The organism is Streptomyces sp. NPDC002176 (assembly GCF_044903645.1).
Taxonomy (GTDB): domain Bacteria; phylum Actinomycetota; class Actinomycetes; order Streptomycetales; family Streptomycetaceae; genus Streptomyces.
Genome location: NZ_JBJDQW010000001.1, coordinates 442,858 through 467,367 on the forward strand (window position 1 = coordinate 442,858; position 24,510 = coordinate 467,367).

At 70.6% G+C, this 24,510-nt stretch carries 27 protein-coding genes; 16 read left to right on the plus strand and 11 right to left on the minus strand.

The features are described 5' to 3' along the window. Positions 1–6: 6 nt before the first annotated feature. On the minus strand, positions 7–1,236 hold the full coding sequence (locus ACI2LY_RS01920) for a low temperature requirement protein A (protein ID WP_404706464.1): 1,230 nt from the start codon (positions 1,234–1,236) through the stop codon (positions 7–9). 161 nt (positions 1,237–1,397) lie between these two features. After that, positions 1,398–2,420 (minus strand): alcohol dehydrogenase catalytic domain-containing protein, encoded by a 1,023-nt coding sequence (locus ACI2LY_RS01925; RefSeq protein ID WP_404705371.1) that lies wholly within the window; start codon positions 2,418–2,420, stop codon positions 1,398–1,400. 204 nt (positions 2,421–2,624) lie between these two features. On the opposite strand from ACI2LY_RS01925, the gene ACI2LY_RS01930 reads away from it, so the two are divergent. Beyond that, a complete protein-coding gene (locus ACI2LY_RS01930) occupies positions 2,625–3,257 on the plus strand; it encodes a TetR family transcriptional regulator (protein WP_404705372.1) in 633 nt (210 codons plus the stop codon). A gap of 61 nt (positions 3,258–3,318) precedes the next feature. Here ACI2LY_RS01930 and ACI2LY_RS01935 read toward each other — a convergent pair whose 3' ends face one another. Both ACI2LY_RS01935 and ACI2LY_RS01940 read right to left on the minus strand, forming a co-directional pair. Continuing rightward, positions 3,319–3,483: a hypothetical protein gene (locus ACI2LY_RS01935; RefSeq protein WP_404705373.1), complete on the minus strand. Its 165-nt coding sequence runs from the start codon at positions 3,481–3,483 to the stop codon at positions 3,319–3,321. Between the two features lie 126 nt (positions 3,484–3,609). Then, positions 3,610–3,885 (minus strand): helix-turn-helix domain-containing protein, encoded by a 276-nt coding sequence (locus ACI2LY_RS01940; protein WP_404705374.1) that lies wholly within the window; start codon positions 3,883–3,885, stop codon positions 3,610–3,612. 241 nt (positions 3,886–4,126) lie between these two features. Here ACI2LY_RS01940 and ACI2LY_RS01945 point away from each other — a divergent pair, with 241 nt between their 5' ends. Continuing rightward, entirely contained in the window at positions 4,127–4,864 is a 738-nt protein-coding gene (locus tag ACI2LY_RS01945; protein ID WP_404705375.1) for an SDR family oxidoreductase, read from the plus strand. A 36-nt stretch (positions 4,865–4,900) separates the two neighbouring features. Here ACI2LY_RS01945 and ACI2LY_RS01950 read toward each other — a convergent pair whose 3' ends face one another. Together ACI2LY_RS01950 and ACI2LY_RS01955 are read right to left on the minus strand one after the other, a co-directional pair. Further along, positions 4,901–5,932 (minus strand): hypothetical protein, encoded by a 1,032-nt coding sequence (locus ACI2LY_RS01950; RefSeq protein WP_404705376.1) that lies wholly within the window; start codon positions 5,930–5,932, stop codon positions 4,901–4,903. Between the two features lie 133 nt (positions 5,933–6,065). Next, on the minus strand, positions 6,066–6,743 hold the full coding sequence (locus ACI2LY_RS01955) for a TetR/AcrR family transcriptional regulator (RefSeq protein ID WP_404705377.1): 678 nt from the start codon (positions 6,741–6,743) through the stop codon (positions 6,066–6,068). 58 nt (positions 6,744–6,801) lie between these two features. Here ACI2LY_RS01955 and ACI2LY_RS01960 point away from each other — a divergent pair, with 58 nt between their 5' ends. The 10 genes from ACI2LY_RS01960 (at position 6,802) to ACI2LY_RS02005 (ending at position 16,134) form a co-directional block, all read left to right on the plus strand. Continuing rightward, on the plus strand, positions 6,802–8,253 hold the full coding sequence (locus ACI2LY_RS01960; RefSeq protein WP_404705378.1) for an MFS transporter: 1,452 nt from the start codon (positions 6,802–6,804) through the stop codon (positions 8,251–8,253). Beyond that, positions 8,250–8,645: a cupin gene (locus ACI2LY_RS01965; RefSeq protein ID WP_404705379.1), complete on the plus strand. Its 396-nt coding sequence runs from the start codon at positions 8,250–8,252 to the stop codon at positions 8,643–8,645. Before ACI2LY_RS01960 ends, ACI2LY_RS01965 begins: the two co-directional genes overlap by 4 nt. A gap of 275 nt (positions 8,646–8,920) precedes the next feature. Continuing rightward, positions 8,921–9,088: a hypothetical protein gene (locus ACI2LY_RS01970; RefSeq protein ID WP_404705380.1), complete on the plus strand. Its 168-nt coding sequence runs from the start codon at positions 8,921–8,923 to the stop codon at positions 9,086–9,088. 349 nt (positions 9,089–9,437) lie between these two features. Beyond that, positions 9,438–10,046, plus strand: coding sequence for a hypothetical protein (locus tag ACI2LY_RS01975; RefSeq protein ID WP_404705381.1), 609 nt, complete (start codon positions 9,438–9,440; stop codon positions 10,044–10,046). Between the two features lie 308 nt (positions 10,047–10,354). Beyond that, positions 10,355–11,314, plus strand: a complete 960-nt coding sequence (locus ACI2LY_RS01980; RefSeq protein ID WP_404705382.1) for a PIN domain-containing protein — start codon at positions 10,355–10,357, stop codon at positions 11,312–11,314. Then, entirely contained in the window at positions 11,311–12,150 is an 840-nt protein-coding gene (locus tag ACI2LY_RS01985; RefSeq protein ID WP_404705383.1) for a hypothetical protein, read from the plus strand. The genes ACI2LY_RS01980 and ACI2LY_RS01985 overlap by 4 nt, the downstream gene beginning before the upstream one ends. Positions 12,151–12,262: 112 nt before the next feature. Continuing rightward, positions 12,263–14,176 carry a hypothetical protein gene (locus ACI2LY_RS01990; RefSeq protein ID WP_404705384.1) on the plus strand — a complete coding sequence of 638 codons (1,914 nt, stop codon included), beginning with the start codon at positions 12,263–12,265 and terminating at the stop codon, positions 14,174–14,176. 213 nt (positions 14,177–14,389) lie between these two features. Next, the gene (locus ACI2LY_RS01995) at positions 14,390–14,803 is read left to right on the plus strand and encodes a hypothetical protein (protein WP_404705385.1); all 414 of its coding nucleotides are present in this window, start codon (positions 14,390–14,392) and stop codon (positions 14,801–14,803) included. A gap of 110 nt (positions 14,804–14,913) precedes the next feature. Next, complete coding sequence (locus tag ACI2LY_RS02000; protein ID WP_404705386.1) at positions 14,914–15,390, plus strand: hypothetical protein; 477 nt, start codon at positions 14,914–14,916, stop codon at positions 15,388–15,390. Between the two features lie 393 nt (positions 15,391–15,783). Further along, positions 15,784–16,134, plus strand: a complete 351-nt coding sequence (locus ACI2LY_RS02005) for a hypothetical protein (protein WP_404705387.1) — start codon at positions 15,784–15,786, stop codon at positions 16,132–16,134. 79 nt (positions 16,135–16,213) lie between these two features. On the opposite strand, the gene ACI2LY_RS02010 is transcribed toward ACI2LY_RS02005, so the two are convergent. The 3 genes from ACI2LY_RS02010 to ACI2LY_RS02020 form a co-directional block, all read right to left on the minus strand. Then, a complete protein-coding gene (locus ACI2LY_RS02010; RefSeq protein WP_404705388.1) occupies positions 16,214–16,426 on the minus strand; it encodes a hypothetical protein in 213 nt (70 codons plus the stop codon). A gap of 140 nt (positions 16,427–16,566) precedes the next feature. Further along, complete coding sequence (locus ACI2LY_RS02015; RefSeq protein WP_404705389.1) at positions 16,567–16,956, minus strand: hypothetical protein; 390 nt, start codon at positions 16,954–16,956, stop codon at positions 16,567–16,569. Positions 16,957–16,989: 33 nt separating this feature from the next. Next, a complete protein-coding gene (locus ACI2LY_RS02020; protein ID WP_404705390.1) occupies positions 16,990–18,975 on the minus strand; it encodes a hypothetical protein in 1,986 nt (661 codons plus the stop codon). Between the two features lie 170 nt (positions 18,976–19,145). Between ACI2LY_RS02020 and ACI2LY_RS02025 the strand changes: the two genes are divergently transcribed. Then, positions 19,146–20,063, plus strand: a complete 918-nt coding sequence (locus tag ACI2LY_RS02025; RefSeq protein WP_404705391.1) for an NADP-dependent oxidoreductase — start codon at positions 19,146–19,148, stop codon at positions 20,061–20,063. 126 nt (positions 20,064–20,189) lie between these two features. Here the strand turns inward: ACI2LY_RS02025 and ACI2LY_RS02030 are convergent, their stop codons facing one another. Both ACI2LY_RS02030 and ACI2LY_RS02035 read right to left on the minus strand, forming a co-directional pair. Further along, positions 20,190–20,891 carry a response regulator gene (locus tag ACI2LY_RS02030; protein ID WP_404705392.1) on the minus strand — a complete coding sequence of 234 codons (702 nt, stop codon included), beginning with the start codon at positions 20,889–20,891 and terminating at the stop codon, positions 20,190–20,192. Between the two features lie 3 nt (positions 20,892–20,894). Continuing rightward, positions 20,895–22,097: a sensor histidine kinase gene (locus ACI2LY_RS02035; protein ID WP_404705393.1), complete on the minus strand. Its 1,203-nt coding sequence runs from the start codon at positions 22,095–22,097 to the stop codon at positions 20,895–20,897. A gap of 178 nt (positions 22,098–22,275) precedes the next feature. Between ACI2LY_RS02035 and ACI2LY_RS02040 the strand changes: the two genes are divergently transcribed. From ACI2LY_RS02040 to ACI2LY_RS02050, 3 genes are read left to right on the plus strand one after another with little or no spacing between them, the layout of a single operon-like run. After that, complete coding sequence (locus tag ACI2LY_RS02040) at positions 22,276–22,791, plus strand: YceI family protein (protein ID WP_404705394.1); 516 nt, start codon at positions 22,276–22,278, stop codon at positions 22,789–22,791. After that, the gene (locus tag ACI2LY_RS02045) at positions 22,776–23,726 is read left to right on the plus strand and encodes an ABC transporter ATP-binding protein (protein ID WP_404705395.1); all 951 of its coding nucleotides are present in this window, start codon (positions 22,776–22,778) and stop codon (positions 23,724–23,726) included. Before ACI2LY_RS02040 ends, ACI2LY_RS02045 begins: the two co-directional genes overlap by 16 nt. Beyond that, positions 23,723–24,499, plus strand: coding sequence for an ABC transporter permease (locus tag ACI2LY_RS02050; protein WP_404705396.1), 777 nt, complete (start codon positions 23,723–23,725; stop codon positions 24,497–24,499). The genes ACI2LY_RS02045 and ACI2LY_RS02050 overlap by 4 nt, the downstream gene beginning before the upstream one ends. Positions 24,500–24,510 lie beyond the last annotated feature (11 nt).

A 24,510-nucleotide genomic window follows, 5' to 3' on the forward strand; every position in this document is an offset into this window, starting at 1 on the left:
GGCGGGTCAGCTGGTTCGCTGCTGTCCGGACCGCACCTCGTCCAGCATCTGTTGCTGGTGGCGGTAGCCGATCGTCTCGTATCCGATCACGGTGACGTAGGGGGCGAGCATGACCACGAGCAGGCACACCGCGACGGAGACTCCTGCAGCCGACAGCAGTGCCGCCGCCGCGAGTACGGCGAGGGTGAGGGCGATGAGGAGGAGGTGGAAGCGGTCTGCCGCCGACAGGAGCAGGGTGTGGAGGAGGTAGACCATGAGCAGGTAGAGGCCGGTCGGCAGGGCCAGGGACAGTACGACGGCGGTGGGGCCGAGGTGTGCGTGGTGTTCGATGTACAGACCGGCCACGTGGAGTCCTGCTCCGACGCCCGCGATGCCGGTGAACAGGGGGATGTGCCCGTAGCCGAAGAGGTATCCGCGGCTGCGGCGGTGGACGAGGATGTCGCCGAAGGGGGTGGAGAAGTAGACCCACCACATCCCGAAGGTCAGTCCGACACCGGCGACGATGACGGCGATGGCGTTGCCGGTCCACTGCGTGCCGTCGCCGCCGAGGAGGTCGCCGGAGGACGCCGCGGTGCCGACGACGCTCTCGCCCAGCACGATGATCGCGAACAGGCTGTAGCGCTCGGCGACATGGTGCGGGTGCCAGGGCGTGGTGTCGGCGCCGCCCTGGGCGAGCACCGGCAGCAGCAACTCCAGGGTTCCGATCACGATGACGCAGACGATGACCGCAACCAGTGGCAGATGGGCGAATCCGATCACGGTCCAGCCGACCTGGGCGACCAGGGTCCAGACGATGTTGGCCCGGGCCACCTTGCGGAACGCGGGGGACTGCCGGGACACGCGCCACCACTGGAGCACCACGGCGACGCGCATCACGATGTAGCCGACGACCATCACCCGCAGTTCCAGGTGACCGCCTTCCTCGACGGAGTGGAACATCGCGGGGATGCCGAGCGCGAAGATGACGACCCCGGTCATCTGCACCATCGTCAGTGCCCGGTACAGCCAGTCGTCCGTGCCGAACGCGGAGGCGAACCAGCTGAAGCTGATCCAGGCGACGCAGATCGCGAACATGGCGAGGAGGAACGCGACGACGGCCTGCGCCGGATGCCCGGCGGCGAGCAGCTCGGCGTACCGGGAGGCCGCGGTGCCGACCGCGACGACGAACGTCAGGTCGAACAGCAGCTCCAGCGGTGTGGCGACCCGGTGGGCCTCCTCCGGGTCGCGTCCGGTCATCGGCATGAGCCGGTGCGCGAGCCTGCCTCTGCCGATCCTGCTGGTGCTTCGGGATGCGCTCATGCGGATCATGTTCCCGTGAGGAGGCGGTGACGTCTCGGCCTGAAATCCGATGAGGGGGGTGCGAGGGGCGCCTGGGTGCCGGCCAGGCGCCCGCCGGTTCAGGCGCCGTGCGGGAGGAACACGCCGCGGAAGCGCATCTTGCCCGAGGCGAGACGGTCGTACGCCTCGGTGGCCTGGTCGAGGGAGAAGGTCTCGATGATCGGCTTGACCTTGCCCTGCCCGGCGAGGTCGACGACCTCGGACAGGTAGTGCTGGCCGCCGTGGGTGGAGCCGATGACCTTCTGGCGCATCATGTGGAACGGGATGCCCTCGGAGGAGATGGAGAACGGCCGGGTGAAGTCCAGACCGCTCAAGACCACACGACCGCCGGGCCGCAGGCCCGCCATCGCCTCTTCCGCCGCCTCGAAGGCGTTGGTGGTGACGAGCAGGACGTCCGCGCCGCCCAGGTCGTGCAGCTCCTTGCCGCCCGCGACGACGTGGTCGGCTCCCAGCTCGACGGCCAGATCGTGCTTGTCGGGAGAGTGCGTGACCGCGATGGTCTCGAAGCCCGACGCCTTGGCGAGCTGCAGGGCCACGTGCCCCAGCCCGCCGATGCCCACGACGGCGATCCTCTCCCCCGGCTGCGGGTCGGCGTCCCGCAGGGCGCTCCATGTGGTGTACCCGGCGCACATCATCGGCGCCGCGTCCTCGAACGACAGGTCGTCGGGCAGCAGCACCGTGCCCCCGGCCGCGATGGCGATGTACTCGGCGTGGCCGCCCTGCGCCGCGAAGCCGGTGGTGCGCGGTGCGACGCAGTTCATCGCGGTCTGGCCGGTCAACGGCAGGTTCTTGCGGCAGTAGTCGCAGCGGCCGCACGCCGACTGCACCCAGGTCGTGCCGACCCGGTCACCGACCTCACGCCCATGCACACCGTCGCCCACCGCGACGATCTCCCCGACGACCTCGTGGCCCGGGGTCTGCGGGTAGATGTCCCCGCCATAACCCTGCGTGGCCCACACGTCGGTGAAACACATGCCCGACGCGCGGACCTTCACCAGTACCTGACCGGGCTCGGCCACGGGGGTCGGGACCTCCTGGACCTCCCACGGCTGGTTCGCACCGGTCATCACAACAGCCTTCATGATCTCGCTCCTGGCTTTATGGGGTAGGGCGCCGAAGCGTCCTCTGTCACGGGGCCCGCCTGCGCCTCGGAGGGCTGGCGAGCCACGTCCACCAGAGGTAACCAACTGGATAGGTACAACGTAGCACGGGGTCATGAGGCCCACGAATGGTCCGATTCGTGCACAGGTGGACGGTGCGGTTACGCAACGCACTAACCTGTACCCATGCCGCCGGATGCCACCGCCACCAAGAAGCGCCTGCTCAAAGCCGCGTACGACGAGTTCGCCCAGTTCGGGCTCGCGGGTGGCCGCGTGGACCGCATAGCCGAGGCCGCCCAGGCGAACAAGCGCATGATCTACGTGCACTTCGGCAACAAGGACGACCTCTTCGACCTCGTCGTCGCCAACAGCCTGGCGGACCTCGCTCAGGCCGTACCGTTCACCGCCGACGACCTCCCCGGCTACGCGGGCAGGCTCTTCGACTACCTCCTGGAACACCCCCAGGTACTGCGTCTGACCGGCTGGGCCCAACTGGAGCGCCCCGACGCCGTACCGGCTCAGGTGGACGCCTACGTGCCCAAGATCGACGCCATCGCGAGCGCTCAGCAGCGGAACATCGTCACCGGGACGGTCACCCCCGCCGACATCCTGGCCCTTCTGCTCGGACTCACCACCGCATGGGCCTATGCCTCACCAGCCCTGCGGTCACTGGCGGACCAACCGCCGTGGGACGGGGAACGCCTGCGGATTCACCGCGCCGCGATGATCGCCGCGGTGCAGGCACTCACCACGCTGCCGCCGTCCGCCGGTGAAGAGCAGAGCGCGGGGCAACTGCGCACGGCCTCCACGCCTAACTGATCATCTCCAACTGGGAGTTGATGATCCGCCTCCCCCGTGTTCGGGTGTTGGCCTTGGTCCGTCACCGGTCAGGGTTGCGCCTTTTGTCGGGCGGTTCGCTGCTGTCGACATAGACGACCAGTGTCTGCTCCGGCTGTTCGGCCGGGTGGAAAGCGGTGTACGCGTAATCGACCGCTCCCCGCTGGGGATGCCGTAGCCGTTTTCGACCGCTGTGGCGGGCCTGCACCTCGTACTGGGGCCACAGTCCCGCATCTCCGGGCTGCCGTTTTCAGGGGGCGCAAGGGCAACCGGTGCTTGTCAGGGGGCGCAAGGGGCCGTGCTTTTAGGGGCGCGGGGAACTGCGCGACAAGCCTCAGCGGACCCGCACCCGAAAAGCACCCACCTCGGCCGGGAGCGGCTCGCGTTCCTCGGCCTCGGGCGCGGGCGCGTGACCGGCGAGCTGGAGAAGGTGATCGCGCTCGTGCCGGTCGAGCCGCAGCGCCACGGCGAGGGCGTTGAGCACCTGTTCGGAGACGCGGATCTTTCGCCCCTGCTCCAGGTATCTGTACCAGGTGGCGCTGATCCCGGCCAGCAGTGCCAGTTCCTCTCGGCAAAGTCCCGGAGTCCGACGGCGGCTGGTCCGGGGCAAGCCGACCTCGTCAGGGGGTGTGGCGCTCTCTCCGGTCGCGCGGGAACTCACTTGGCTGACGGCGTTGGTCCGGCTGCGTGGCCATGACGGATGGCACCTTCAGTACCAGGATAAATGCCGTCTGGATACCAGGCTAAGCCCCTCGCAGACTGGTGTGCGAGCACGGGCCGCGGCATGACCGACGGCCGCACACGGTCACACCGGCACCCGGCCCCGGTGCCGAAGAGGGAGAGGGCGACTCATGTCCGGAATCAACGGCAAAGTGGTGGCGATCACGGGAGCCAGCAGCGGCATCGGCGAGGCGACCGCGCTGCTCCTCGCCGAACGCGGCGCGCGACTCGTCCTCGGTGCGCGCCGGTCCGAACGCCTGGCGGAGCTGGTGGCCCGGATCGAGAAGGCGGGTGGCACGGCCGTACAGATTCGCACCGACGTGACCCGGCGGGAAGACCTGCGCGCCCTGGTCGCGTTGGCCGGTGAGCGCTTCGGCCGACTCGACGTACTCGTCAGCAATGCCGGAGTCGGCACCATCTCGCCTCTCGACGATCTGCGCGTCGAGGAGTGGGACCACATGGTCGACGTCAACGTGAAGGGCGTGCTGCACGGGATCGGCGCCGCGCTGCCGGTCTTCCGGGCGCAGGGAAGCGGCCACTTCATCACCACCGCCTCCACGGCCGCGTTCCGCATCGTGCCGACCATGGCCGTCTACGCAGGCACCAAGTTCGCGGTCCGGGCCATCTGCGAGGGACTGCGCCAGGAAGCGGGCGGCTCCTTGCGGGTGACCACCGTCTCGCCTGGTGCGACCGCGACCGACTTCGCCGAGGCGTCGACCAACAGCCAGGTCAGAGCGGAGATCACGAAGATGCGGGACGACATCGCGATCCCGCCCGACGCGATCGCCCGGGCCATCGCGTTCGCGATCGAACAGCCTGCCGAGGTCGACGTGAACGAAATCGTCGTTCGGCCCACCGCCCAGAGCTGACCTCCTCCGCCCTGCGTATGCCGGAGGCACGGCAAGCTACTGGATGCTCCAGCGGTGGGGATGCTCGGGGTCGTCAGGACAGGCGAATACGTTGAGCTCACCCCAGCGGCCCACAGTGACCTCCGTGGGAGTGGCACAACGGTGCGTGGGCTGGTCCTGGTCCTCCAGTGGTTTCCAGCTGCCGCTGCCGCCGTCCCATTCCGAGCTGTCGATGGTCAGCAGCAGCCGCATCGGTGTCGTGCAGGTCGGACAATCCATGGGACAGGGGTCAGTCGCGTGCCAGGAGGCGAAGCCGCCCACGCGCCAGCCTGGCGGGATCGACAAGTCGTAGTGGTAGCCGAGCGGTTCGGACGTGCTGTCGTCCGCCGACTGCTCAGCTTCCTCTTCAAGGGCTTCCTCCCAGGCGTCGATCCGGGCGCACAGTTCCTCCGGCAGAAGGCCGGCGAACGGGTAGGTGGACACCTGCTCCGGGTGCAGCACACAGGGCTCGGGCACGAAGCCATCGGAGCCGACGACCAGCGGCTGCGGCGGTACGGTCAGCACCTCGCCAACCTCCCACGAGCGTCGCCAGCGCAGGTGCAGCGCCAGGTCGTACCCGCCCGGACCGTGCGCGTCGAAGGGACACCAGAACACTTGAAGCAGATTGCAGTCGGCCGGCCCCGCCAGCAGGTCTGGCACATCCCGCCGGTACAGCTGCGCGAGGCCGATCATCGGCAGCGGGTCGGTCTCGGGTGCTCCGGGAATCCGGTGCTCCCGGTGCAGTTCGTCCAGGAGCTTCCGTTCGTCATCCGTCGGGCCGGGAGCCTGCTCGCGGGCCCATGCGGAGGCCAGAACCTGCCGGTAGCGGTGGATGTCAGCCGGGCGTCGACCACGCCCACGGCCGTGTGCCTCGCCGCACACCGGCCAAGGCTCGTCCACCGGCCACAACAGCGGACCGCCCACGGAACTGACCGAAGGGTCTGGCCTGCCCGGCCGCGGATGGAGCCGAGTCGTCGTTCCCCGAAAGGTGGCCAACTCCGGGAAGAGTGCTTCGACATCCAGCGGCCGTGCGGGAGTGGTCCTCGTCATGGACGCGACCCTAGACGCATCAAAGCCCCGGCCATCGGGCACCCCTGGCAGCCACACCCTCGATCTGTCGACCGTGGGTAAGTGTCCTCGGGGACAGGGAACCTTCGACTGTTGCAGCCCCCAGCTCTCCGCTTCAGTTCCGACAGGAATCCAGCAGCAGGCCGTCCACCAGGGACCGGAGACCGTCCCGATACGTGTCCTCGGCGGTCAGTGGAGCCCAACGGTCCGCGGCCTGTGTCAGGCGGGGTAGCTCGTTCGGGTCGAGGTCGGCGAAGACCTGCTCACGGTAGGTCGCACGGTCATCGTCCGCGCGCCGTCGGGCCGCTGTCGTCCTGACCACGATCTCTCCGGCGGTGTAGTACCAGATCGCACGGTAGCCGTGCACGGCCCGGTCGAGGGAGAGGCCGCATTCGACCAGGCCGTCGACGATCTGCTCGACGAACCACAGCGCGCTCGTGGACAGCAGGTCGTCGGCGGTCAGCACCTCCACGATCCAGGGACAGGCGGCGAGCGCCTCGTGGATGGCGGTGGCGGCCACGATGATCCGCTCGCGGGGGTGGGCGGGCAGTTCCGGTCTGCGCAGGGTCCGGGCGGCGTAGTCGTCCAGCAGGAGTACGAGCAACTCCTCCTTGTCGCGGACGTGGTGGTAGAGCGCCATCGGCGTACTGCCGACCTCCGCGGCCAGTCGGCGCATGGTCAGCCGGGCCACGCCTCCCTCGTCCACGATCCGGCGGGCTGTCTCGATGATCTCCTCGCGAGAGATACGGGGAGGTCGACCCGGGGACTTACGCGGTACGGACGGCTGCGGCATGCCGCCCATCATTCCCCAGCTGTCGACAACGGCGAACCTCGGCACTATGTTTTCTTACATGTATAGAAACTCTCGCGGGAGGCCCGGAGTGGTGCTGGCGGCAGCTGCCGTCGCCCAGTTCGTCGTCGCCCTGGACATGTCCGTGGTCAACGTCGCGTTACCCGCGATCCGCACGGCGCTGGGGTTCGCGCCGCTCGACCTGTCATGGGTCGTGCACGTGTACGCGCTCACGTTCGGCGGGTTCCTGCTGCTGGGGGGACGCGCTTGCGATCTGTACGGCCGACGCCGGATGTTCGTGCTGGGGCTGAGCGTCTTCGGGCTGTGCTCCCTGGTGGGCGGCCTGGCCCAGGCCCCCTGGCAGCTGATCGCCGCGCGCGCCGGTCAGGGCCTGGGCGCCGCCGCGGTGGCACCGGCCGCGCTCGCGATGCTCACCACCACCTTCACCGAAGGCCCGCGGCGGGTACGGGCGTTGGGGGTGTGGAGCGCGGTGAACGCCGCGGGCGGCGCGCTGGGCGTGCTGGCGGGTGGACTGCTGACCGAGTACGCGAGCTGGCGCTGGGTCATGCTGATCAACCTGCCCATCGTCGCGGCGGCTCTCGCCTTCATCCCCGCGGGGGTGTCCGCCGGAGCACCTGAACCTGCCCGGCGCGAGAGGCTGGACGCACTGGGCGCCGTCCTGGCGACAGGCGGAGTCGGGCTGTTGGTGCTCGGCGTCGTCCGCACCGACACCCTGGGCTGGGGCTCCCCCACCACCTGGGCGACGCTCGCCGCCGCAGCGGTGCTGCTGGGCAGCTTCGTCTTCGCCGAGACGAGGGTCGTCGCACCGCTGTTGCGCCTCGGGCTGCTGCACAGCCGCTGGGTCGCGGGCGCAAACGTACTGGTGCTCCTGGCCGCGGCCGGGCAATTCGCGGCGTTCTACTTCGTGTCCCTGTACATGCAGCAGGTCCTGGGCATGGGCGCGGCGGCGACCGGCACCGCGTTCCTGCCCTTCTCCCTGGGGCTGGTCGCGGGAACCGTGGTCGCCACCCGCGTCACGGCCTCCCGTACCCCCCGCGCGGCCTTGGCGCCCGGCGCGTTGCTGGCCGCCGCGGGCCTGGCCTGGTTCGCCCTCATCAGCGCCGACGGCAGCTTCGTCACCGACGTGCTCGGCCCGTCCCTCGTCACCAGCTTCGGCACCGGGCTGGTCCTTGCTCCGGTGGCCGCAGCCGCCACCACCGGCGTCGCTCCGCGGGAGGCGGGCATGGCCGGTGGCCTCATGAACAGCTCCCGCCAACTCGGCGGCTGCATCGGCCTGGCCGCCCTGGCCACCATCGCCGCACGCCACTCCGGCTCGACCGCCACCCCCGTCGCGCTCAACGACGGCTACGCCCTGGGCCTGGCCATCGCTGCCGCCCTGTACGTGCTCGCGGCGGTCGTGGCCATCGGCGTACTGCCACGCCGCCGAGCCGCCACCACTGTCCCCCGATCCACCGATCCCGCAGAGAACCAGCTGGAAGGAACTCCGTCATGACGACCACCACCGTCGACCTGTTCGCCTCGGCGCTGCGATTCCACCATGACGGCGAAGTCCGAGCCGTCGAACGACAGATGACGAGCAGCGGCTCCGGCACCTGGCAGCTCGCCACGTTCCACGTCGAGACCGACGCCGACGTTCACGCCGACCACTGGGAGATGCACCCTGAGGCGGACGAAGCGGTGTGCTGCCTGACCGGCGGCATGCGCCTCTACTTCCGTCCCGACGCGCCCGGCGGGGCCGAGGGCATGGTGCGACTGCGGGCAGGCGCCGCCGTGATCATCCCTCGCGGCCGCTGGCACCGCCTGGAACTGGACGCCCCCAGCGACCTGATGTCGATCACCCTCCGCCAGGGCACCCGGCTCGAAAGGCGGGCCGAAGCCGACTGATCGCACGGTACCGGGAATCCAGGACGTGGGGCCCTACCTGGCCACGAGAAGCGTCCTGTCCCTGGTGGCCGGGCTGGCCCTGTACGAGCGGATCATGGGACCGATCGGGGACTCGTCCGGGTAGTCCTGGCACGGTTACGCCGACGCCGCGGTCGAGTCGCTTCTCGCTGAGGTGTCCGCCGCGATCGAGCCGATACCGCCAGCCTGAACACGCCCCAGGCAGCGCCGCCGCGCTCGACGGTATCTTCGCTCCTGGGGACTCGAGGGGAACAGCCATGATCAAGCCCGAGCTGATGGACGAGTTGATCGCCAAGCACGGAGAGGACGCCTACAAGTTCGCGGCGAAGATCTTAGAAGAGGATCAGAAGACCTGGCCCGAGTTGCCGCCCGGCGACTACACCATGGACGAGGCCGACTTCGGATTCCCTCCGGTCCCCTACTGATCCCCTGCGGTGTCCGCGCCGCCCACCGAACCTCGCACCACACCCTCGGGACGGCGCGGAGGTACGAACCCTCGCACTTCGGACCGCCGTGCCTACTGTGTACCGAAAACTCTCTTTTAGTTCCTTCACGCCACCCAACGCACCGAATTGCAACCGTCATTTGATCCCCCACACCATGACGAGAGACACTACCCAGCGGGTGCGTGTTCCCCGACCGAGCGGGACTCGCTCCGGCCTCCTCCGCGCAGGTCTCTGGAGGCCATTTACCCACCGATTACCGGGCAGTTGACCTCACGGTTTCGTGGTAGCGTCCTCTTTCTGAGGGATAGAGCAACCTGAAAGGGAAATCGTGAACACGGAGAAGATCGCCGCTCGCCGCCTCTCATTGGAAGAGGTGACGAAGCTCGACGTGAAGGACAAGCTCTTCGTTTCCGCCAACACGGCAGAACTCAAGCTTCCCGGCTGCTATGTCCCTGCTTTTCTGACCAAGCCCGGTGAGAATTTCGAGGGTGGTGCGATAACAGCGCGAACCATATTCCAGGAAGAGGTCTCCTGCCTCCCTGACGACGAGACCGAAGCCGGAATCTACGTGGCCGACGAGAACGGCTCGGCGACCATCGAGGTCCTCCAGTCCGCCGGTGTCGTGCTGGACCTGGCCCTGTTCGTTCCCAGCGGGGACAAGGGGGCCCTCTCGGCCCTTTACGCCGCTGCCCGGCAGGCGTTCGGCGCCGACGTTGTGCAGATCTGGCGCCAGGGCCTCAAGGAGGTGCCCGACGTCAAGGTCGACATCTTCGAGGAGCAGGTTCCCCGCGGGCGCAAGGGGGGCGACACCCCCAAGCGTGACCGTCGCGCGATCGACACCTACCCCACCCGTGCGGACTTCATCGAGTTCACCGCGGGCTGGAAGCCGGTCGTCGAGATCCACCGGCCGGTTGTCGACGACACCCCGACCATCTGAGGCAACGTCGCCTCTCACCCTCGCGCTTGAGGGAACGTCGAAGCACCGTTGCGCTCGATGCCCCCCCGAGACAAGCCGAGCGCTCGTCCCAGGTGCGGGGGGGGGCAACGCCGCCAGTGGTGCGAATGGGTGCCCCCGCGGTCTCGAGCCCGATCTGCCCTCTCGCCCGTAAGGCACGCCCCTCGGGGGCGCCCCGTCACCCCCTGGACGGGGCGCCCCCCTTCGGACAGGATTCGCGGTGCTGGCGCTGGCAAAACGCGCCGGACGAAACGCAGCACCGTGCTCCACCGGGGGAAAAGAACAAGGGCATGCTGAGAGCCGGAACGACCTGCACCGACGCCATCGACTTCCTGGAGAACGAGCTCCTGGCCGGGAGCCTCAACGACGTCTCCAACCGGATTCCTCCCGCGGTGAGGACCGGCGCGGAAGCCGAGGCCGAGATGCGGGCCGTGCGCAAGCGGTACGACGAGTGGACCTGGCTGGCCGCCGAGGAGCTCAACCGGCGGTTCAGCGACCGGGAGATCGCGGGACAACTCCGCGCGGGCCGCTACCGGGCGATCCTCACCGCGCCGCTGGACGAGGCCCGGCTGATGATGTACTCGGAAATCACCGAGCTCCGGGACTACTTCAGATCCGTGGCGAACCGGGTACGTGCCCTGCAGGAGCGATACGGGCCCGCCGATTCCGTGCGCTACGCGGTGCTGGACACGAACACCACACTGCACTTCACGCGGTTCGACAAGATCCCCTGGCAGAAGGTGCTCGGGAAGGGCACCACGGTCATGGTCCCGCACGTCGTGGTCGACGAGATCGACACCAAGAGCTACCAGACCGGAGACAGGAAGATCTCCCGACGGGCGCGCGGCGTGTTCCGGCTGCTGGAAACGGTGCTGGAAGCGGGGCCCGAGAAAGCGGCCGCGGACGACGGAACCCCCGTGTTCATCGCGGCCGATGAGCCCGGACACGCTCGCCTTCCTGTGCCGGACGATGAATTGGTGGCTGCGGCGCTGCGTCTACGCCAGGCCGTCGCTCCCGCGGAGGTGATCGTCGTCAGCCGTGACATCGGCGTGCGGACCCGCGCCGGCACCTGGGGGCTTCCGGCACAGCCCCTGCCCGACACGTACCTGATCGAGGGCGGCGAACTGCGCCGACAGGAACTGGAGCAGGCGGCCGCCGAGCTCGTTCCGGGCGGAGGCGTACCGCAGCAGTCCGAGTCGAAGGAGTCCGCCGTAGGCCCGGCGGAACGTCAGACGGGGAGCGGCTCGTGAACGAAGATGACGGGCAGGACGACCAGGGCCGCCAAGAGCGGGCGGACGCGGTGGATCGCGAGATGGCCGCGCGCCCGCTGCCCGATTCCGCGGTGCGGGCGTTGGGTCGCTGGTGGGAGGTGAACGCGTCGGTCTACGCGGACGGGACGCCCGGTGCGCACACGGTCCGGTACACGCCCGGTCGGTGGGCGCGGATCGCTCCGTGGCCGGGCGCGCTGGCGCCCACCTCCGTAGGCGATGACGCGGCGGTCAGCCGGGCGGAGGTGGCCGCGGCCGTCGGCGACGCGCTGCGGCGGGAGGCGTTCGGGGAAGCGCTGGTCGCAACGTATGTGTGGGGCAAAGGCAAACGTGGCACTCCCGGCGGTAGCGGACCGGCCACCCTCCACAAGATCCTGGCCTTCGACGGCCTCGACGCGGCGCTGGCCACGGCGGTCACCGCGCTGCGCGAGCACGGTGCACCCCAGGCGTACGCCGCGCTCCGGAGGCAGGTGCCCGGGCTCGGGCCGGCCTTCTTCACCAAGTTCCTCTACTTCACCGGCGCCGCTGTTCCACCTGCCCAGGGACCGCGCCCCCTCATCCTCGACCGCGTACTGGCCAGACGCCTGCGGCAGTTGGCCGCCGCGGTCGGCTACGAGAGCGGCCTCGACAAGGACGGCTCGGTCGCCGCCTGGGTCTGGTCGGACAGCAACTGGACGCCCCACCGCTACCAGGTCTATCTCTCCTTCATGCAGGCCGCCACCAACCAGTTGGTGCAGGGCGATAGTTGGCCGTCCGGCGCCACCCCCGACCTCCTCGAATGCGCGCTGTTCACCACCAATTGGGAGCCAACAGACTGACCGCCGGTACGGGGCGCGAAGAACAGCCACGTAGCGGAAGGGCTCATACCGCCTCAACTCATCGCCTAAAGAGATAGATTGACCCGACCAACAGCACGGGGGCGGGGTGGGCATGGGGGGTGCCGGGGGCATCTCGGACCGTGAGTTCGAGGTCCTCAAGACGGACTACGAGATGGCGCGGGAGGACGAGCGCACCTTCGCCACCATCCAGGCGGCGGTCGCCGGGATCGTCGTCGCGCTGCTGGCGGCCCTGGCCACCGTGCTCACCCAGACCTGCCAGCTCAACCACCGGGCGAAGACCTGCACCGAGGCCCCCGCCCTGTTCCTGGCTATCGCGCCCGCGATCCCCTTCGCCGCCCTGGCGTTGCTGCAACTTCTTGGTCTGGTCGCCACGTTGCGCAGCTACTATCTGCGGGCTGTGGAGGCGGAGCTGCGCCGGGTGGCCGCCGTCCCCCTCGGCGAGCTGGCCGGTGTCGGCCTCAGCTCCCCCTCGTACGCCGCGCTGATCGCCGAGGCGTCCACGATGCGCCGCGGCCGCTCCCGGTACCGGATGCTCAGCATCCTGATCCTGCTCATCACCCTGTCGGTGTTCTCCGGTCTGACGGCCTTCATCGCGGTGAGCCTCGGCGGCCGCACCGGGCTCATCATGGCGATCGGCTACGGCTGGGCCTTCCTGCTCCTCGTCGCCGACGTCACCTCCGCCACCATCGGGGGCCGCTCAGCCTTCCTGCGCCTGGCCGAGCAGCTCGCCGTCCGGCAAGGCACCGGCCTCCTCGCCGGGAGCCCACCGCGCGGCCCACGCCGACGCGGCCTGCTCTCCTACCTCGTGCTGCCCCGGCCCGAGGACTGGGTCAAATGGCTGCTGATTCCCCTGGCGTTCACCGTCGTCGTCCTCGCCCGCGATCTGACGCCGCAGTGGGGGCGGCTGCTCCTGGCGATGCTCCTCGTCGAGTACCTGGTCTATGCCGCCCGCTACCAGGTCAACGACATCCGCGGCTACGCCGAGGACGCCGCCCACCCCGAGGCCGCCGCGCGCATGCGCCTGCCCCACCCGGCCGACCCGGCGGCACGGCGTCTGGTCGTGGTGTGCAGCGCGCTGGTCGCCGCGCTACGCGTCGTCACGGCCTTCGGCATCGCCGCCGCCACCGGGCTGACCCGCGGCCTCCTAGCCGTAACCGCCGTCATCGCCGTGGCCGGGATGCTCTACGAGTACCTGCGCACCGCCGAGGCCCGCCCGGGCAGCGCACGGCGTGCCGCCGCCGTGGGCCTGTGGCTCCTGGTGGGCACCGGGTACGCCCTGCGCTACGCGGTGGGCGCGCACGCCGCCGGGCTGCCGTTCGGCGACCCGCTGGTGTGGACGGGCGCCCTCTACGCCTACGGCCTGGGCGTGATGTTCGTCCTGCTCACCTGGGTCCTGGAAGCGAGCGCGTACTGCGGCGCCCCGCGCCCGCGCCGCTGGTACGCGTCGCCCGCGCTGCGCGCCAAGCCGCATCTGCTGCTCCTCCTGCGGCACGTGCGGGGCATCACCCTGATGCCGGGGCCGCCACCCGTCGGGAACCCGGCCCACGCGGGCTGCGGGGAGGTTCCCGTACTACGCGGCCGGTGTGCCCCGGCAGCGCCGTGGAACCTCGCGTACTGGGCCACCGTCACGGCCGCCGCCCCGCTCGCCCTGCGGCTGACCGGCCTCACCCCCGGCGACGCCGCCGGAGTGTGGGTTCTGGCCGCCTCGGTACCGGCCGCCGCGCTGCTGCCGCTGGCGGGCGGCCCGGCGGCGCGGGCGCTGCTCCTCGCGGCGGGCACCGTGCTGCCCGCCGTCGGCGTGGCGCTGCTCGCGGGTCCCGGAGCGGCCCTGTTCACGGCGCTGCCCTTCGCGGTGTGCGGCGGCCTGTACACCTCCTTCCGGCAGCAGTCCTACCGCGACCTGAAGCACTTCCTCCCCGACCTGACCACCGCCACCCGCCACACCGCCGCCCGCGCGCTCCGCGTCCTGGTCGGCCGCGCCACCTGGGACGATCTGACCCATTGAGCGCGCCCCTACTCATCTACGACGGCTCGCGGCACGAGCAGGAAGTCTGGCTCCAGAAGGTCGAGGACGTCTGGTGGATCAACATGGGCGCATGCGGGGATCGGGTTTTGATCCCTGCGGGGCCTCGCCGAACGACTGACCCCTTACCCGCCCTCCTCTGGGCGGACATATCCCGGTCGCCCGGAAGGATTTCGGCGTGAGAGCCTCACCACCGTGGCTACCGAGAACCAGGTGGGAGAGCTGTTGCACAAGCGCGGCTGGCGCGCGGCCTTCACGGTCGCTGAAAGGGTGAACGCGTGGGCCGCCCTGGTGAGCGCCATCGAGCGCGGCTACGGCGACGAGATCTACGAGTACACCAACGACCTTTACTGCCGAAACTGGCTGCACGAGGCGTGGCTCCTGCTGGACGACCACATCGTCCAGCTCTGGACTCCGCAGATCAAAGCTCTGGACGACCGGTACAAGGCCGCGACCGTAGACGACGACGGCATGGCACTCGACCAGTTCCACAGGCTTCCCGGCCCCAGTCTGTGGTGGTGGCGGCGTCACCCTCGCATCCTCACCGGGGACCTCGGGAGTTCACTTCGCTCGGCCGGTGCCATCGGCGCCGACCCGGACACGGCATGACCCTCAGTCACACGAGGTTATGGGACAGCTCTCAGCGTTTTCCATCTGAGGTGATATGCCGGGTGCGACGATGGGTCACCCGTGGTCGAGCATAGGGAAGTGACACACGCATGACCTACCCAGCAGCCCTTGACGGCGAGGGTCTCCTCGCTCCGGCCGCCATTCTGGAATTCTCCGACGACCTCCGCAGGGCCGACCTTCGCCCGCTCCGGGACTTTCTCGCCGCACGACTGAGGGAACTCGCCCTCGCCCAGCCGGTGGACAGCGACGCCCACTGGGCCGCCGAGCACCTCGCCCAGACCGTGGACGCGTCCTGCCGCGACCTCTGCGACGCGCTGGTCTCGTGGGAGATCGAGCTCACGGAGGGAAACATCAACCGTCCAGGTCTCGTTCAGAGCCTGCGGCAGAGCCTGGGAATCGACTGGAACCGGCTCATCACCACCGCCCGGCGCTTCGCCGACCACCCCGACTACCTTCCCCGCTGGCGCCCCCTGCGCTATTGCTGCGTAGAGCACGCCGAGTTCATCGAACACGCCCTCGGCGACCAGGCCGACGGCGGCATCCTGCACTCCCCCGACCCGTTGTAGCCACTGTCGAAACGCCCCGTCCAGAGAATCCGGGCGGGGCGTGTTCCGTCTCCATCGCCGCGGCGCTCGCCCCCGGCCTTCCTGTGCCGCTGTCGGGCTGGTCCGTCCTGGAGGGGCTCGGCGCCTTGGACGCGCTGTTCGTCGCGTCGAGCATCACGACACGGCAGCCCCGGTCGGCGCGAGCGCGCGAGAGCCGTTGACCACGGGCGAGGCAAGGACGCGGGGAAGGCTTGGGCGCTGAGCAGCATCGCCTCGAAAGCGGCTGGCCGTTCCAGAGGTGGTCTGACCGGGAGGCCCGGGGCCTCCCCGCAGGCTCGGGAGTGTTCCGCGACCTCCAGATCGACGGCACACTTCCCTCACGTACCAACCGTACCGCGTCAGATGGAGTCCCGCATGCCCGACACCACCCCGACCACCCTCAGCACTCCCACCCTCGGCGGATACATCCAGCACCACGCCCACGGATCTTCCCTCCACGTGTGGTGTTCCTGGTGCTGCCAGTGGCACGAGCACGGCCTGGCCGGCGCGAAGGTCGGCGACATCGTGCATCGAATCGCGCACTGCTACGCCGACGACAGCACCTACCGGAGGACTGGCTACCGCATCGTGATCGTCAAGACTCCGTTCTCCGAGGTCTCCAAGTCCATGCGCACGGCGACGTCCTCACAGCGTCAGGCGATACAGGACGGGCGGAGCAGCGAGGCCGTGCGGAAGCTCCGCGATCAGCGGCTGCCCATCATCTAGGCGCGTCTGTCCCTCGTACGCCCTGGTGCCTTCGGGCGCTGGGGCGCGGCTGCGTCAGGCACCACTTGGGCGTGCCCGCTCACGCCGCAGTGCCCGGTCCGGCTTCCCTCGGGTCCCCGATCGGCCGGGTCGCTCCCTCGTCCACTTGTCGCCGACGGTCGCGGTCGGTCTCGTCCAGCTCCCAGTGATGCCGGCACTCCTCGCACCGGACGCCGTCCACGAGTTCGGTCTCGCCGTTGGGGCAGTCGGTGCCGTCTCCGCGTCCCGTGCACGCTTCCGTGGTGTCTGCCATGGGGTCGACGGTGCGACGGCCGTCCGAGGCCGCGGGAGGGGGCGTGGTGGGGCGCACGGGCGCTCGTCGCGGGCAGGACGGCACAGCTGCCGCCAGCAGCCCCACCAGCCCTCACAAGCGGTTGACAAGGGGTGGGCGGGTCAGGCGTAGGGGTCGACCTCGGGGTGGGTGAACCGGGTGGGCTTGCCCAGGGAGCGGGCGTAGGCGATTTCGGCTCGGGTGCTGTCTCCGATGTAGTCGCCGACCACGAGCACCTCGTCGGCGAGCCGGATCTTCGCTCGGTGCAGATCGTCGAGTCGAGCCTTCAGGGCCTCGGCTTCGGCCGGGTCGGACCAGAGTTCGTGCGGCGACTTCAGGTCGCAACCCGGCTTGACGACGATCCTGCCGGCTGACGTCTCTCGCAGATCGGCCTCGGTCATCTCGGCCATGAAACGGGTGGAGCCGCAGATCACGACGATACGCGGGAGGCTCAGCCGCTTCTTCGCGTCGGCGAGGTTCTCCTCGGGGGTGAGCGGTCGCGGGTATGACACGGGTTCCTCCTGCGGAGACGTTTGATGTGGTCGTCACGGCAACGCGAGCACCTCGTCGATCGCGGACCGGATCTCCTCGTGCTGCAGGAAGGCCCGGTAGTCCCAGTGCGCCGAGAGGCGTCGGTCGGATCTGCGGACCGTGCGCAGGGTTGCCCGCGCCGCCGGGGAGACGGTGCCGATCCTGGCGAGGGCGCGCAGCGCGTCGAGGAACGTGCCGTAGGCGTCCCCACCAGCGGCGACGGGGAGCAGGTGCTCCTCCAGGACGGAGACGGTCGGTTCCGGCTCGCCGGTCATCGACCACAGTGCGACCGCCGCGTCGAGGCGCAGCCAGCTGTCACCGTGCTCCAGGACATGCCGCACCCGGTCCGCGTAGGGTGCGGCCGCCGTTCCGAAGTCGCCCAGGAGGCGGACGGCGCCGGGCGGCGGTTCCTCCTCGGTCAGTATCGCCTCGCCGATGAGCCGTAGCGCCGCGTCGCGGTCACCGCCCAGGCGCCAGGTCGCCCAGGTCACTCTGAGATGGTTACCGGGGACCGCGCAGCCGCGTACGGCGGGCTCGGCCGACTTCGCGGCAGGCCCCATCGCCACCAGCGCGTCGACCGCGTTCCACGTGTACCGGGGGTCGTCCAGCAGAGCCACCACTTCCGGCAGCGCGGGCGCCGCGGCCGGGCCCCACGCCCTGAGGACTTTCAGGAAGCGGCAGGTCAGCGGGGAGCCTTGGCCGTCGTCACGGAGCAGTTTCCGCACCGCGGGCAGCAGAGCCTCCGCGTGCGCTCCCAGCGGGGTCAGGACGTCATCGACCTCCGGCAGGTGCGGGTCGCCCGCGACGTACCCGCGGGACCACGCGCCCTCATACGGCGCGTGCAGCCGCTCGACCAGCCCCGGCAGGGCGCGCTCGTCGCCGATGCGGCTCAGCGCCCAGCGGGCGTGGTCGCCCACGGTGCCCTCGAGGAACTCGGCCTCACCCGGGTCGTCGAGGAGGGTGGCCAACTCGTCGGCGTACGGCGCCGCGCGCGACCCCAGCACGGCCAGCAGGTGGGCGGCCCGGTACCGTACGCCGTCGTCCGAATCGGCGAGCAGCGCGCCCGCGAGCGGCAACAGGGACGATGCCGCGACCGGCTGGACCACCAACAGCCGCCATGCCTCGTCCAGCGCGGCGCGGCACAGCAGGGTGTCCCCGTTCCGGCGGGCCGCGTCGACGAGCCGGACGACGAAGGCGAGCGCTGTCCGCGGCGCGCCCTCGAGCAGGTGGGCCGTCCAGGAGATGACGTCCTCACGGGTGAAGGCACTTTCGACATCCGGTTCGTACCAGATCGCCTCGAACCGCGGACGCACGGCCGGGTCGGAGAGGATCTCCACCAGCCGGTCCAGCTCACGGACCGGCGCCCGGGGATCGAACGCGGCCCAGGCGTGCACGGCCGCGACCCGCATGACGGGATCGTCCGTACGGAGCACCTCTGCCACCACCGTCCTCACCTGGTCCACCGGCCCGGCTGGGGCGGAGCGGGCCGCGGCGGTCCCCAGCGCGAGCAGCAGCGGCAGCCGCACCGTCGGGTCCTTCTCCGCCTGCCACCGCTCCAGCAGCACGTCGACATCCTCCGCGAGCGGCAGGGCTTCTCTCCGCACCTCGGGCAGGGGGTCCGCGAGCAGGGCCCGGAGCCGGGGGCGTTGGGCCCGCCATGCCTCGCGCCATCCCGCGTCCAACAGGGCCGGGTCCGCTTCGGCCGCCGTCTTGGACAAGCTCGCCAGCAGCTGGACGAGCGTGGTCCGGGCGCCCATCTCCGCATCGTGGGCGAGTGCGACGACGAACGGCAGCGCGGCGGTCACGACGGGGGCTATGCGTCCGGTGCCCGGTGCGCAGCAGTCGAACAGCGGATTGCAGTCTTCCTCGGTCGCCGAGGCGCCCTTGAGCGCCAGGCGACGCAGCGTTCGCCCCATCTTCTCGGCCGGATGGTGCCCGAGCGTCGACTCCAGCCCCTCCCACGGCACTTCATCCAGCGCCTCGAGGACTGTCTGCGCCACCCATGCCCCCCGTGACCTCGCGAATCGGCTCCCCGCCGGACATCCTGTCACCGAAAGCCGACTTGTGGGACCGGTGGGGTCGGGTCCGCAGGGGGGCCACCCGCGTGAAATCCCGTACGGGAATCCGGGCGGCAGGAATCGACGCGGGGCGGTGGGTCGTTGGCTACGGCATGAAGGCCATCACCGTCGCCGCTCCGGGCGACACACCGCAGCTCACCGAACAGCCCGAGCCCAAGGTCGGCCCGGACACCGTCCTCGTGCGCGTCAAGGTCGCCGGGGTGAACCCGGTGGACTGGAAGGTCGCGGCGGGCCGCCTCGACCCGGTCCTGTACGTCTACCTCCCGTTGATCCCCGGCTGGGACGTGGCGGGGGTCGTGGAGAAGGTCGGCCCAGCCGTGACGGAGTTCGCGCCCGGGGACGAGGTGATCGCCTACGCCCGGCCGGACACCGCGCAGCACGGCACGTACGCCGAGCTGGTGCCCGCGCCCGTCCGTTCGGTCGCTCGCAAGCCCGCCTCGCTCACCTGGCAGCAGGCGGGCGGACTGCCGCTGGCCGGGCTGACCGCCTACCAGTCGCTGCGGGCCGCGGACGCCAGGAAGGGCGACACCGTGCTGGTGAACAACGCGGCGGGCGGCGTCGGTTCCTTCGCCCTCCAGATCGCGGCGGCCGAGGGAATCCGCGTCATCGGTACGGCGAGCGAGGCCAAGGCCGACTACCTGCGCTCGCTGGGCGCGGAGCCCGTGACATACGGGGAGGGGCTCGCCGAGCGCGTACGGGCGCTGGCACCCGAAGGAGTGGACGCGTCCCTCGACTTCTACGGCGGCGACGCCACGGCCGTGTCCTTCGAGGTGGCCAAGTCCCCGTCCAGGGTGGTGTCCATCGCCGATCCCGCCATCCGCGAGCGGGGCGGCCGCTACGTCTTCGCGTATCCCGACCACGCCGCGCTGACCGAGCTGGGCGACCTCGCGGACGCCGGGAAGCTCACGGTCCACGTCGCCCGGGAACTGCCGCTGGCGGAGGTCGCCCAGGCATGGCAGCTCAGCCAGGAGGGCCACACCACGGGTAAGATCGTCCTGCGAGTCTCCTGACGCGGACACCGGTTCGGGGCGGCCGGGGCGGGTGATGCAACGGTCGGACGGCTTCGGGCTCGAGGCCGAAGTAGCCGCCAACCGGTAGGCGCCCACTCGTCACGGTCGCTCGACGCCGGTGCCGTCTCAGTCGGCGGGCCGTGAGTCGCCGGGCCGGTCCGGCTCCGGCCCGTTCCGGTGGGGGCCGACCAGGCCCGCGTCGTGGGCGAGGAGGCCGGCCTGGGTGCGGTTGACGCAGTCCAGTTTGTCCAGCGTGCGTGAAACGTAGCCTTTGACGGTGGCCTCGGAGAGGAACAGCCGGGCCGCGATGCGGGCGTTGGACAGGCCCTCGCCGAGGCCGCTCAGGACCTCGGCCTCGCGCTCGGTCAGCGAGGCGACCAGTTCGCGGGCGCGGTCGCGGGCCGAGAGGCCGTCCGTCGACGCGGCGATGAGCCGACGCGCGGCGGACGGCGAGAGGACGGTGTGGCCCTGGGCGGCCGTCCGTACCAGCCCGATCAGCTCGTCCGGCGGGGTCGACTTGACCAGGAAGCCGGTCGCCCCGGCCCGCAGGGCCCGTAGCACGTACTGGTCGGCGTCGAAGGTCGTCAGCACCACGATGTTCGGCGGGTCCGCGAGCGCGTTGATGTGTTCGATCGCGGTCAGCCCGTCCATGCCCGGCATGCGCAGGTCCATCAGGACGACGTCGGGGTGGCCGCGCCGGACGGCCTCGATGGCGGCCGCGCCGTCGTGGGCCTCGTCGACGACCTCGATGTCCTCGGCCGAGTCGAGGATGGTGCGCAGGAACACGCACACCATGGGCTCGTCGTCCACCACCACTACCCGGGCCACCGCTCACACCGCCGATTCCGTGGTCGGGACGTACGCGGGCAGCGTCGCCTCCACGCTGAAGCCCCCGTCGGGGGACGGTCCGGCACGGAGGCTACCGTGCACGAGTTCGATGCGCTGGCGCAGTTGGGCGATGCCCAGGCCGGAGCCGGTGCCCGCGAGGGCGCCGCCCAGTCTGGCTTCGCCGTGCGGGGGTGCGTTGTGGACCGTGAGCCGTACCCGGGCCTCGGCGTACTCCACCCGTACGGTCACCCGGGCGCCGGGCGCGTGCTTGCGCACGTTGGTCAGCGCCTCGCGCAGCACACGGTAGGCGGTGCGTCCGACCACCGGGGAGGCGAGGGCCGGGTCGCCGTCCTCGATCAACTCCGTCGGGATGCCGACCGCCACCGATTCGGCGACCAGGGCGGCGAATCCGCCCACCGAGGGCGCGTGGTCACCCTCGGGCGCGGTGCGCAGAATGCCCACCAGGTCCCGCAGTTCCTCCAGCGCCTGGCAGCCCGCGGCGCGCAGTTCCTCCGCCGCACGCCGGGTCCGCTCGTCCGGCGCGGTCACCCGCAGGGCTCCGGCCTGCAGCACCATCAGGCTGACCCGGTGCGTGACGATGTCGTGCATCTCCCCGGCGAGCCGGGCGCGTTCCTCGGTACGGGCCTGCTCGGCGAGCAGATGGCGTTCCCGCTCGGCCCGCTCGGCGCGTTCGCGGAGGGTGAGGATCACGCGCCGACGAGCGTCGAGGTACAGCCCCAGCAGCGGCCCGACCGCGGTGCGCAGCAGCCCGACCGTCATGACCGTCACCGAGGGTTCCCAGGGACGCATGATGACGAGGGTGAAGGCGGCGAGCACGAGGAACGCCGTCCGGCGGTCGCGTCGGCAGAAGAACGGGCCGGAGAGGGCCACCACCGTCGCGTAGGGCGCCCACACGTTGGTGTCATGAGCGGGCGTCAGCGCGCCGACGGGTGAGATCAGCAGCGTCACGGCGACCGTGAACGCGCCGAGCACCCCGACGACGGCGAGCGGCGCGACGCGGCGGACGGCCAGCGAGGCGCAGGCCAGGGCCTGCAGGCCGAGCATGACCCAGGCGAGGGTGTCCGGACGGTCCGGCCACCAGCTGGCGCCGACCACCGTGGCGCCGGTGTCGAGCAGCACGAAGGCGGCCGCGATCGCCACGTCCACGGCCACCCGGTGTCGACGGTGCCACGGTCCGTCAGTCATGACGCTCACCGTAGGGCATCCGCGCCGCCACCGGCCCGGGCCGGGAGCACCCCCGTACCTCCGTCTCTTACGGACCCTACGAAAGTCGCATGGCGGCCGCGAGGACCAGCCGTTGGTCGCTCGCGGAACCGACCGCTCGCCCTGCCGCGCGAGGGGTCCGCTGCCGTGGAATGGAGGCATGGATGCGAAAGGCGACACCAACACGACGACGCCCCGGCTCGGTCGCTACGCGATCGACCCGGCGGGTTCGTCCATCACGTTCACGACCAGACATCTCTTCGGACTCCTGCCCGTGCGCGGCACGTTCGCGATCCGGGGCGGCACCGTCGACGTGGCCGAGCCGCTGGCGGAGTCGCGCCTGCGGGTGGAGATCGACTCGGCGAGCTTCAGCACCGGCAACCGCCGCCGGGACGGCGAGGTGCGGTCGGCGAAGTTCCTCGACACCGGGCGGCACCCGCTGATCACGTTCGTCTCCGAGCGGGTGGACGCCACCCAGGTCTCCGGCACGCTCACCGCGTGCGGCATCGCCCGGCCCGCGAGCCTGTCGGTCGTGCGCGCGGAGGTGCGCGCGGACTCGTTCACCGTGCGCGCCACCACCCGGGTCGACCGTACCGAGTTCGGGGTGACCGCGTCCCGAGGGATGGCCGGGCGCCGTCTCGACCTGACGCTGGAGGTCACGTGCGTCCGCGCCTGACGCCGCCGCGGGTACCCGGGTCCGCGGCGGTCGTGGTCGAGGACCTGCGCAAGAGCTACGGCACAGTGCGGGCCGTGGACGGGGCGGGCTTCACCGTGGAGCACGGGGAGATCTTCGCGCTGCTCGGCCGCAACGGCGCGGGCAAGACCACCACCATGGAGATCCTCGAGGGCTTCCGGGCCCGGGACGGCGGACGCGTCGCCGTGCTCGGCCTCGACCCGGGCGACCGGTCCACGGCACGCACCCTGCGCGAGCGGATCGGGCTGGTACTGCAGGACATCGCGGTCGAGCCGTACCTCACGGTCCGCGAGACCGTCACCCGTAACGCGGGCTACTACCCGGCGCCGCGTGATGTCGACGAGGTGATCGGCCTGGTCGACCTCGCCGGGCAGGCGAGGCAGAAGGTCCGCAGCCTCTCCGGCGGCCAGAAGCGGCGCCTGGACCTGGCGCTGGGGATGATCGGGAATCCGGGCCTGCTGTTCCTCGACGAACCGACCACCGGCTTCGATCCGAACGCGCGCCGCGGCGCCTGGCAGCTCGTACGGAACCTGCGCGACGCGGGCACCACGATCCTCCTCACCACGCACTACATGGAGGAGGCGCAGGCGCTGGCCGACCGGGTGGCCGTGATCTCCGCCGGGCGCATCGTCGCCGAGGGCACCCCGACGACCCTCGGGGGGCGCGACAGCGCGCTGACCCGTATCCGCTTCGCGCTGCCGCCCGGCCGTACGGTCGCCGAGCTGCCGGTGGCCGCCGAGCCGGACGCGGACGGCCTGGTCACCGTGGAGTCCGCGGAGCCGACCGGCATCCTGCACCGGCTCACCGGCTGGGCGCTCGACCGCGGCACCGTACTCGCCGGACTCACCGTCGACCGGCCGAGCCTGGAGGACGTCTACCTGCGCCTGACGCGCACGCCGGAAAAGAGAGTGTCGTGAGCGGCCGCCGAGGCCGTCCCGCCCTGCTGTGGCATCAGATCCGCTACGAGCAGCTCACGTTCTGGCGCAATCCGCAGAGCGCGTTCTTCACGTTCGTCTTCCCGGTCGTCGTCATCACGATCTTCGGCGCGCTGTTCGGCGGCATCGGCACGAGCGAGTTCTACTACGGCCGGTCCGCGCTGCAGTACTACGTCTCGACGATCGCCGCGGTGTCCGTACTGGGCTCCTGCTACAGCCAGTTGGCCATCGTGCTCGCCGCACGGCGCCAGAACGGCATCCTGAAGCGGGTACGGGCGACGCCTCTGCCCGCGTCCGTGTACTTCGTGGGTCTGCTGGCGCACTGCGTCGTGGTGAGCGTGGTCGACGTCCTGCTCATCACCGTGGTCGGGCGGCTCTACGGCGTCCCGCTGCCCGCCGCCCCGCACCTGCCCGCGCTGGCCCTGACGCTCGTCCTCGGCGCCGCCGCCTTCTGCGCGCTGGGGGTCGCGGTGGCGTCGCTGATCCGCAACGCGGAGGCCGCGCCTTCGGTCGTGCAGTTCGTCCTGTTCCCGCTGGTGTTCGTCTCGGGCACCTACATGCCGATCCACTCCAGCCTGCTGAACGGCATCTCCGACGCACTGCCGGTGAAGCCGTTCAACGACGCCCTGCTCACCTCGTTCACCACGGACGACGCCGGTCTCCCCTGGCGGAGCCTCGGGGTCCTGCTCCTGTGGGGCGCGCTCGGTGCGGTGGTGGCGGTGCGACGGTTCCGCTGGGACCCGCGCGCGGAGTGACCCGGTCTCGT

Bases quoted from the DNA above. Each gene is read 5' to 3' on its own strand.
- ACI2LY_RS01950 (WP_404705376.1), bottom strand. From the start codon at position 5,932: ATGACGAGGACCACTCCCGCACGGCCGCTGGATGTCGAAGCACTCTTC.
- ACI2LY_RS01965 (WP_404705379.1), top strand. From the start codon at position 8,250: ATGACGACCACCACCGTCGACCTGTTCGCCTCGGCGCTGCGATTCCAC.
- ACI2LY_RS01960 (WP_404705378.1), top strand. From the start codon at position 6,802: ATGTATAGAAACTCTCGCGGGAGGCCCGGAGTGGTGCTGGCGGCAGCT.
- ACI2LY_RS02010 (WP_404705388.1), bottom strand. From the start codon at position 16,426: ATGGCAGACACCACGGAAGCGTGCACGGGACGCGGAGACGGCACCGAC.
- ACI2LY_RS01925 (WP_404705371.1), bottom strand. From the start codon at position 2,420: ATGAAGGCTGTTGTGATGACCGGTGCGAACCAGCCGTGGGAGGTCCAG.
- ACI2LY_RS02040 (WP_404705394.1), top strand. From the start codon at position 22,276: ATGGATGCGAAAGGCGACACCAACACGACGACGCCCCGGCTCGGTCGC.
- ACI2LY_RS01920 (WP_404706464.1), bottom strand. From the start codon at position 1,236: ATGACCGGACGCGACCCGGAGGAGGCCCACCGGGTCGCCACACCGCTG.
- ACI2LY_RS01990 (WP_404705384.1), top strand. From the start codon at position 12,263: ATGGGGGGTGCCGGGGGCATCTCGGACCGTGAGTTCGAGGTCCTCAAG.
- ACI2LY_RS02035 (WP_404705393.1), bottom strand. From the start codon at position 22,097: ATGACTGACGGACCGTGGCACCGTCGACACCGGGTGGCCGTGGACGTG.
- ACI2LY_RS02025 (WP_404705391.1), top strand. From the start codon at position 19,146: ATGAAGGCCATCACCGTCGCCGCTCCGGGCGACACACCGCAGCTCACC.
- ACI2LY_RS02000 (WP_404705386.1), top strand. From the start codon at position 14,914: ATGACCTACCCAGCAGCCCTTGACGGCGAGGGTCTCCTCGCTCCGGCC.
- ACI2LY_RS01930 (WP_404705372.1), top strand. From the start codon at position 2,625: ATGCCGCCGGATGCCACCGCCACCAAGAAGCGCCTGCTCAAAGCCGCG.
- ACI2LY_RS01980 (WP_404705382.1), top strand. From the start codon at position 10,355: ATGCTGAGAGCCGGAACGACCTGCACCGACGCCATCGACTTCCTGGAG.
- ACI2LY_RS01970 (WP_404705380.1), top strand. From the start codon at position 8,921: ATGATCAAGCCCGAGCTGATGGACGAGTTGATCGCCAAGCACGGAGAG.
- ACI2LY_RS01945 (WP_404705375.1), top strand. From the start codon at position 4,127: ATGTCCGGAATCAACGGCAAAGTGGTGGCGATCACGGGAGCCAGCAGC.
- ACI2LY_RS02005 (WP_404705387.1), top strand. From the start codon at position 15,784: ATGCCCGACACCACCCCGACCACCCTCAGCACTCCCACCCTCGGCGGA.
- ACI2LY_RS01955 (WP_404705377.1), bottom strand. From the start codon at position 6,743: ATGCCGCAGCCGTCCGTACCGCGTAAGTCCCCGGGTCGACCTCCCCGT.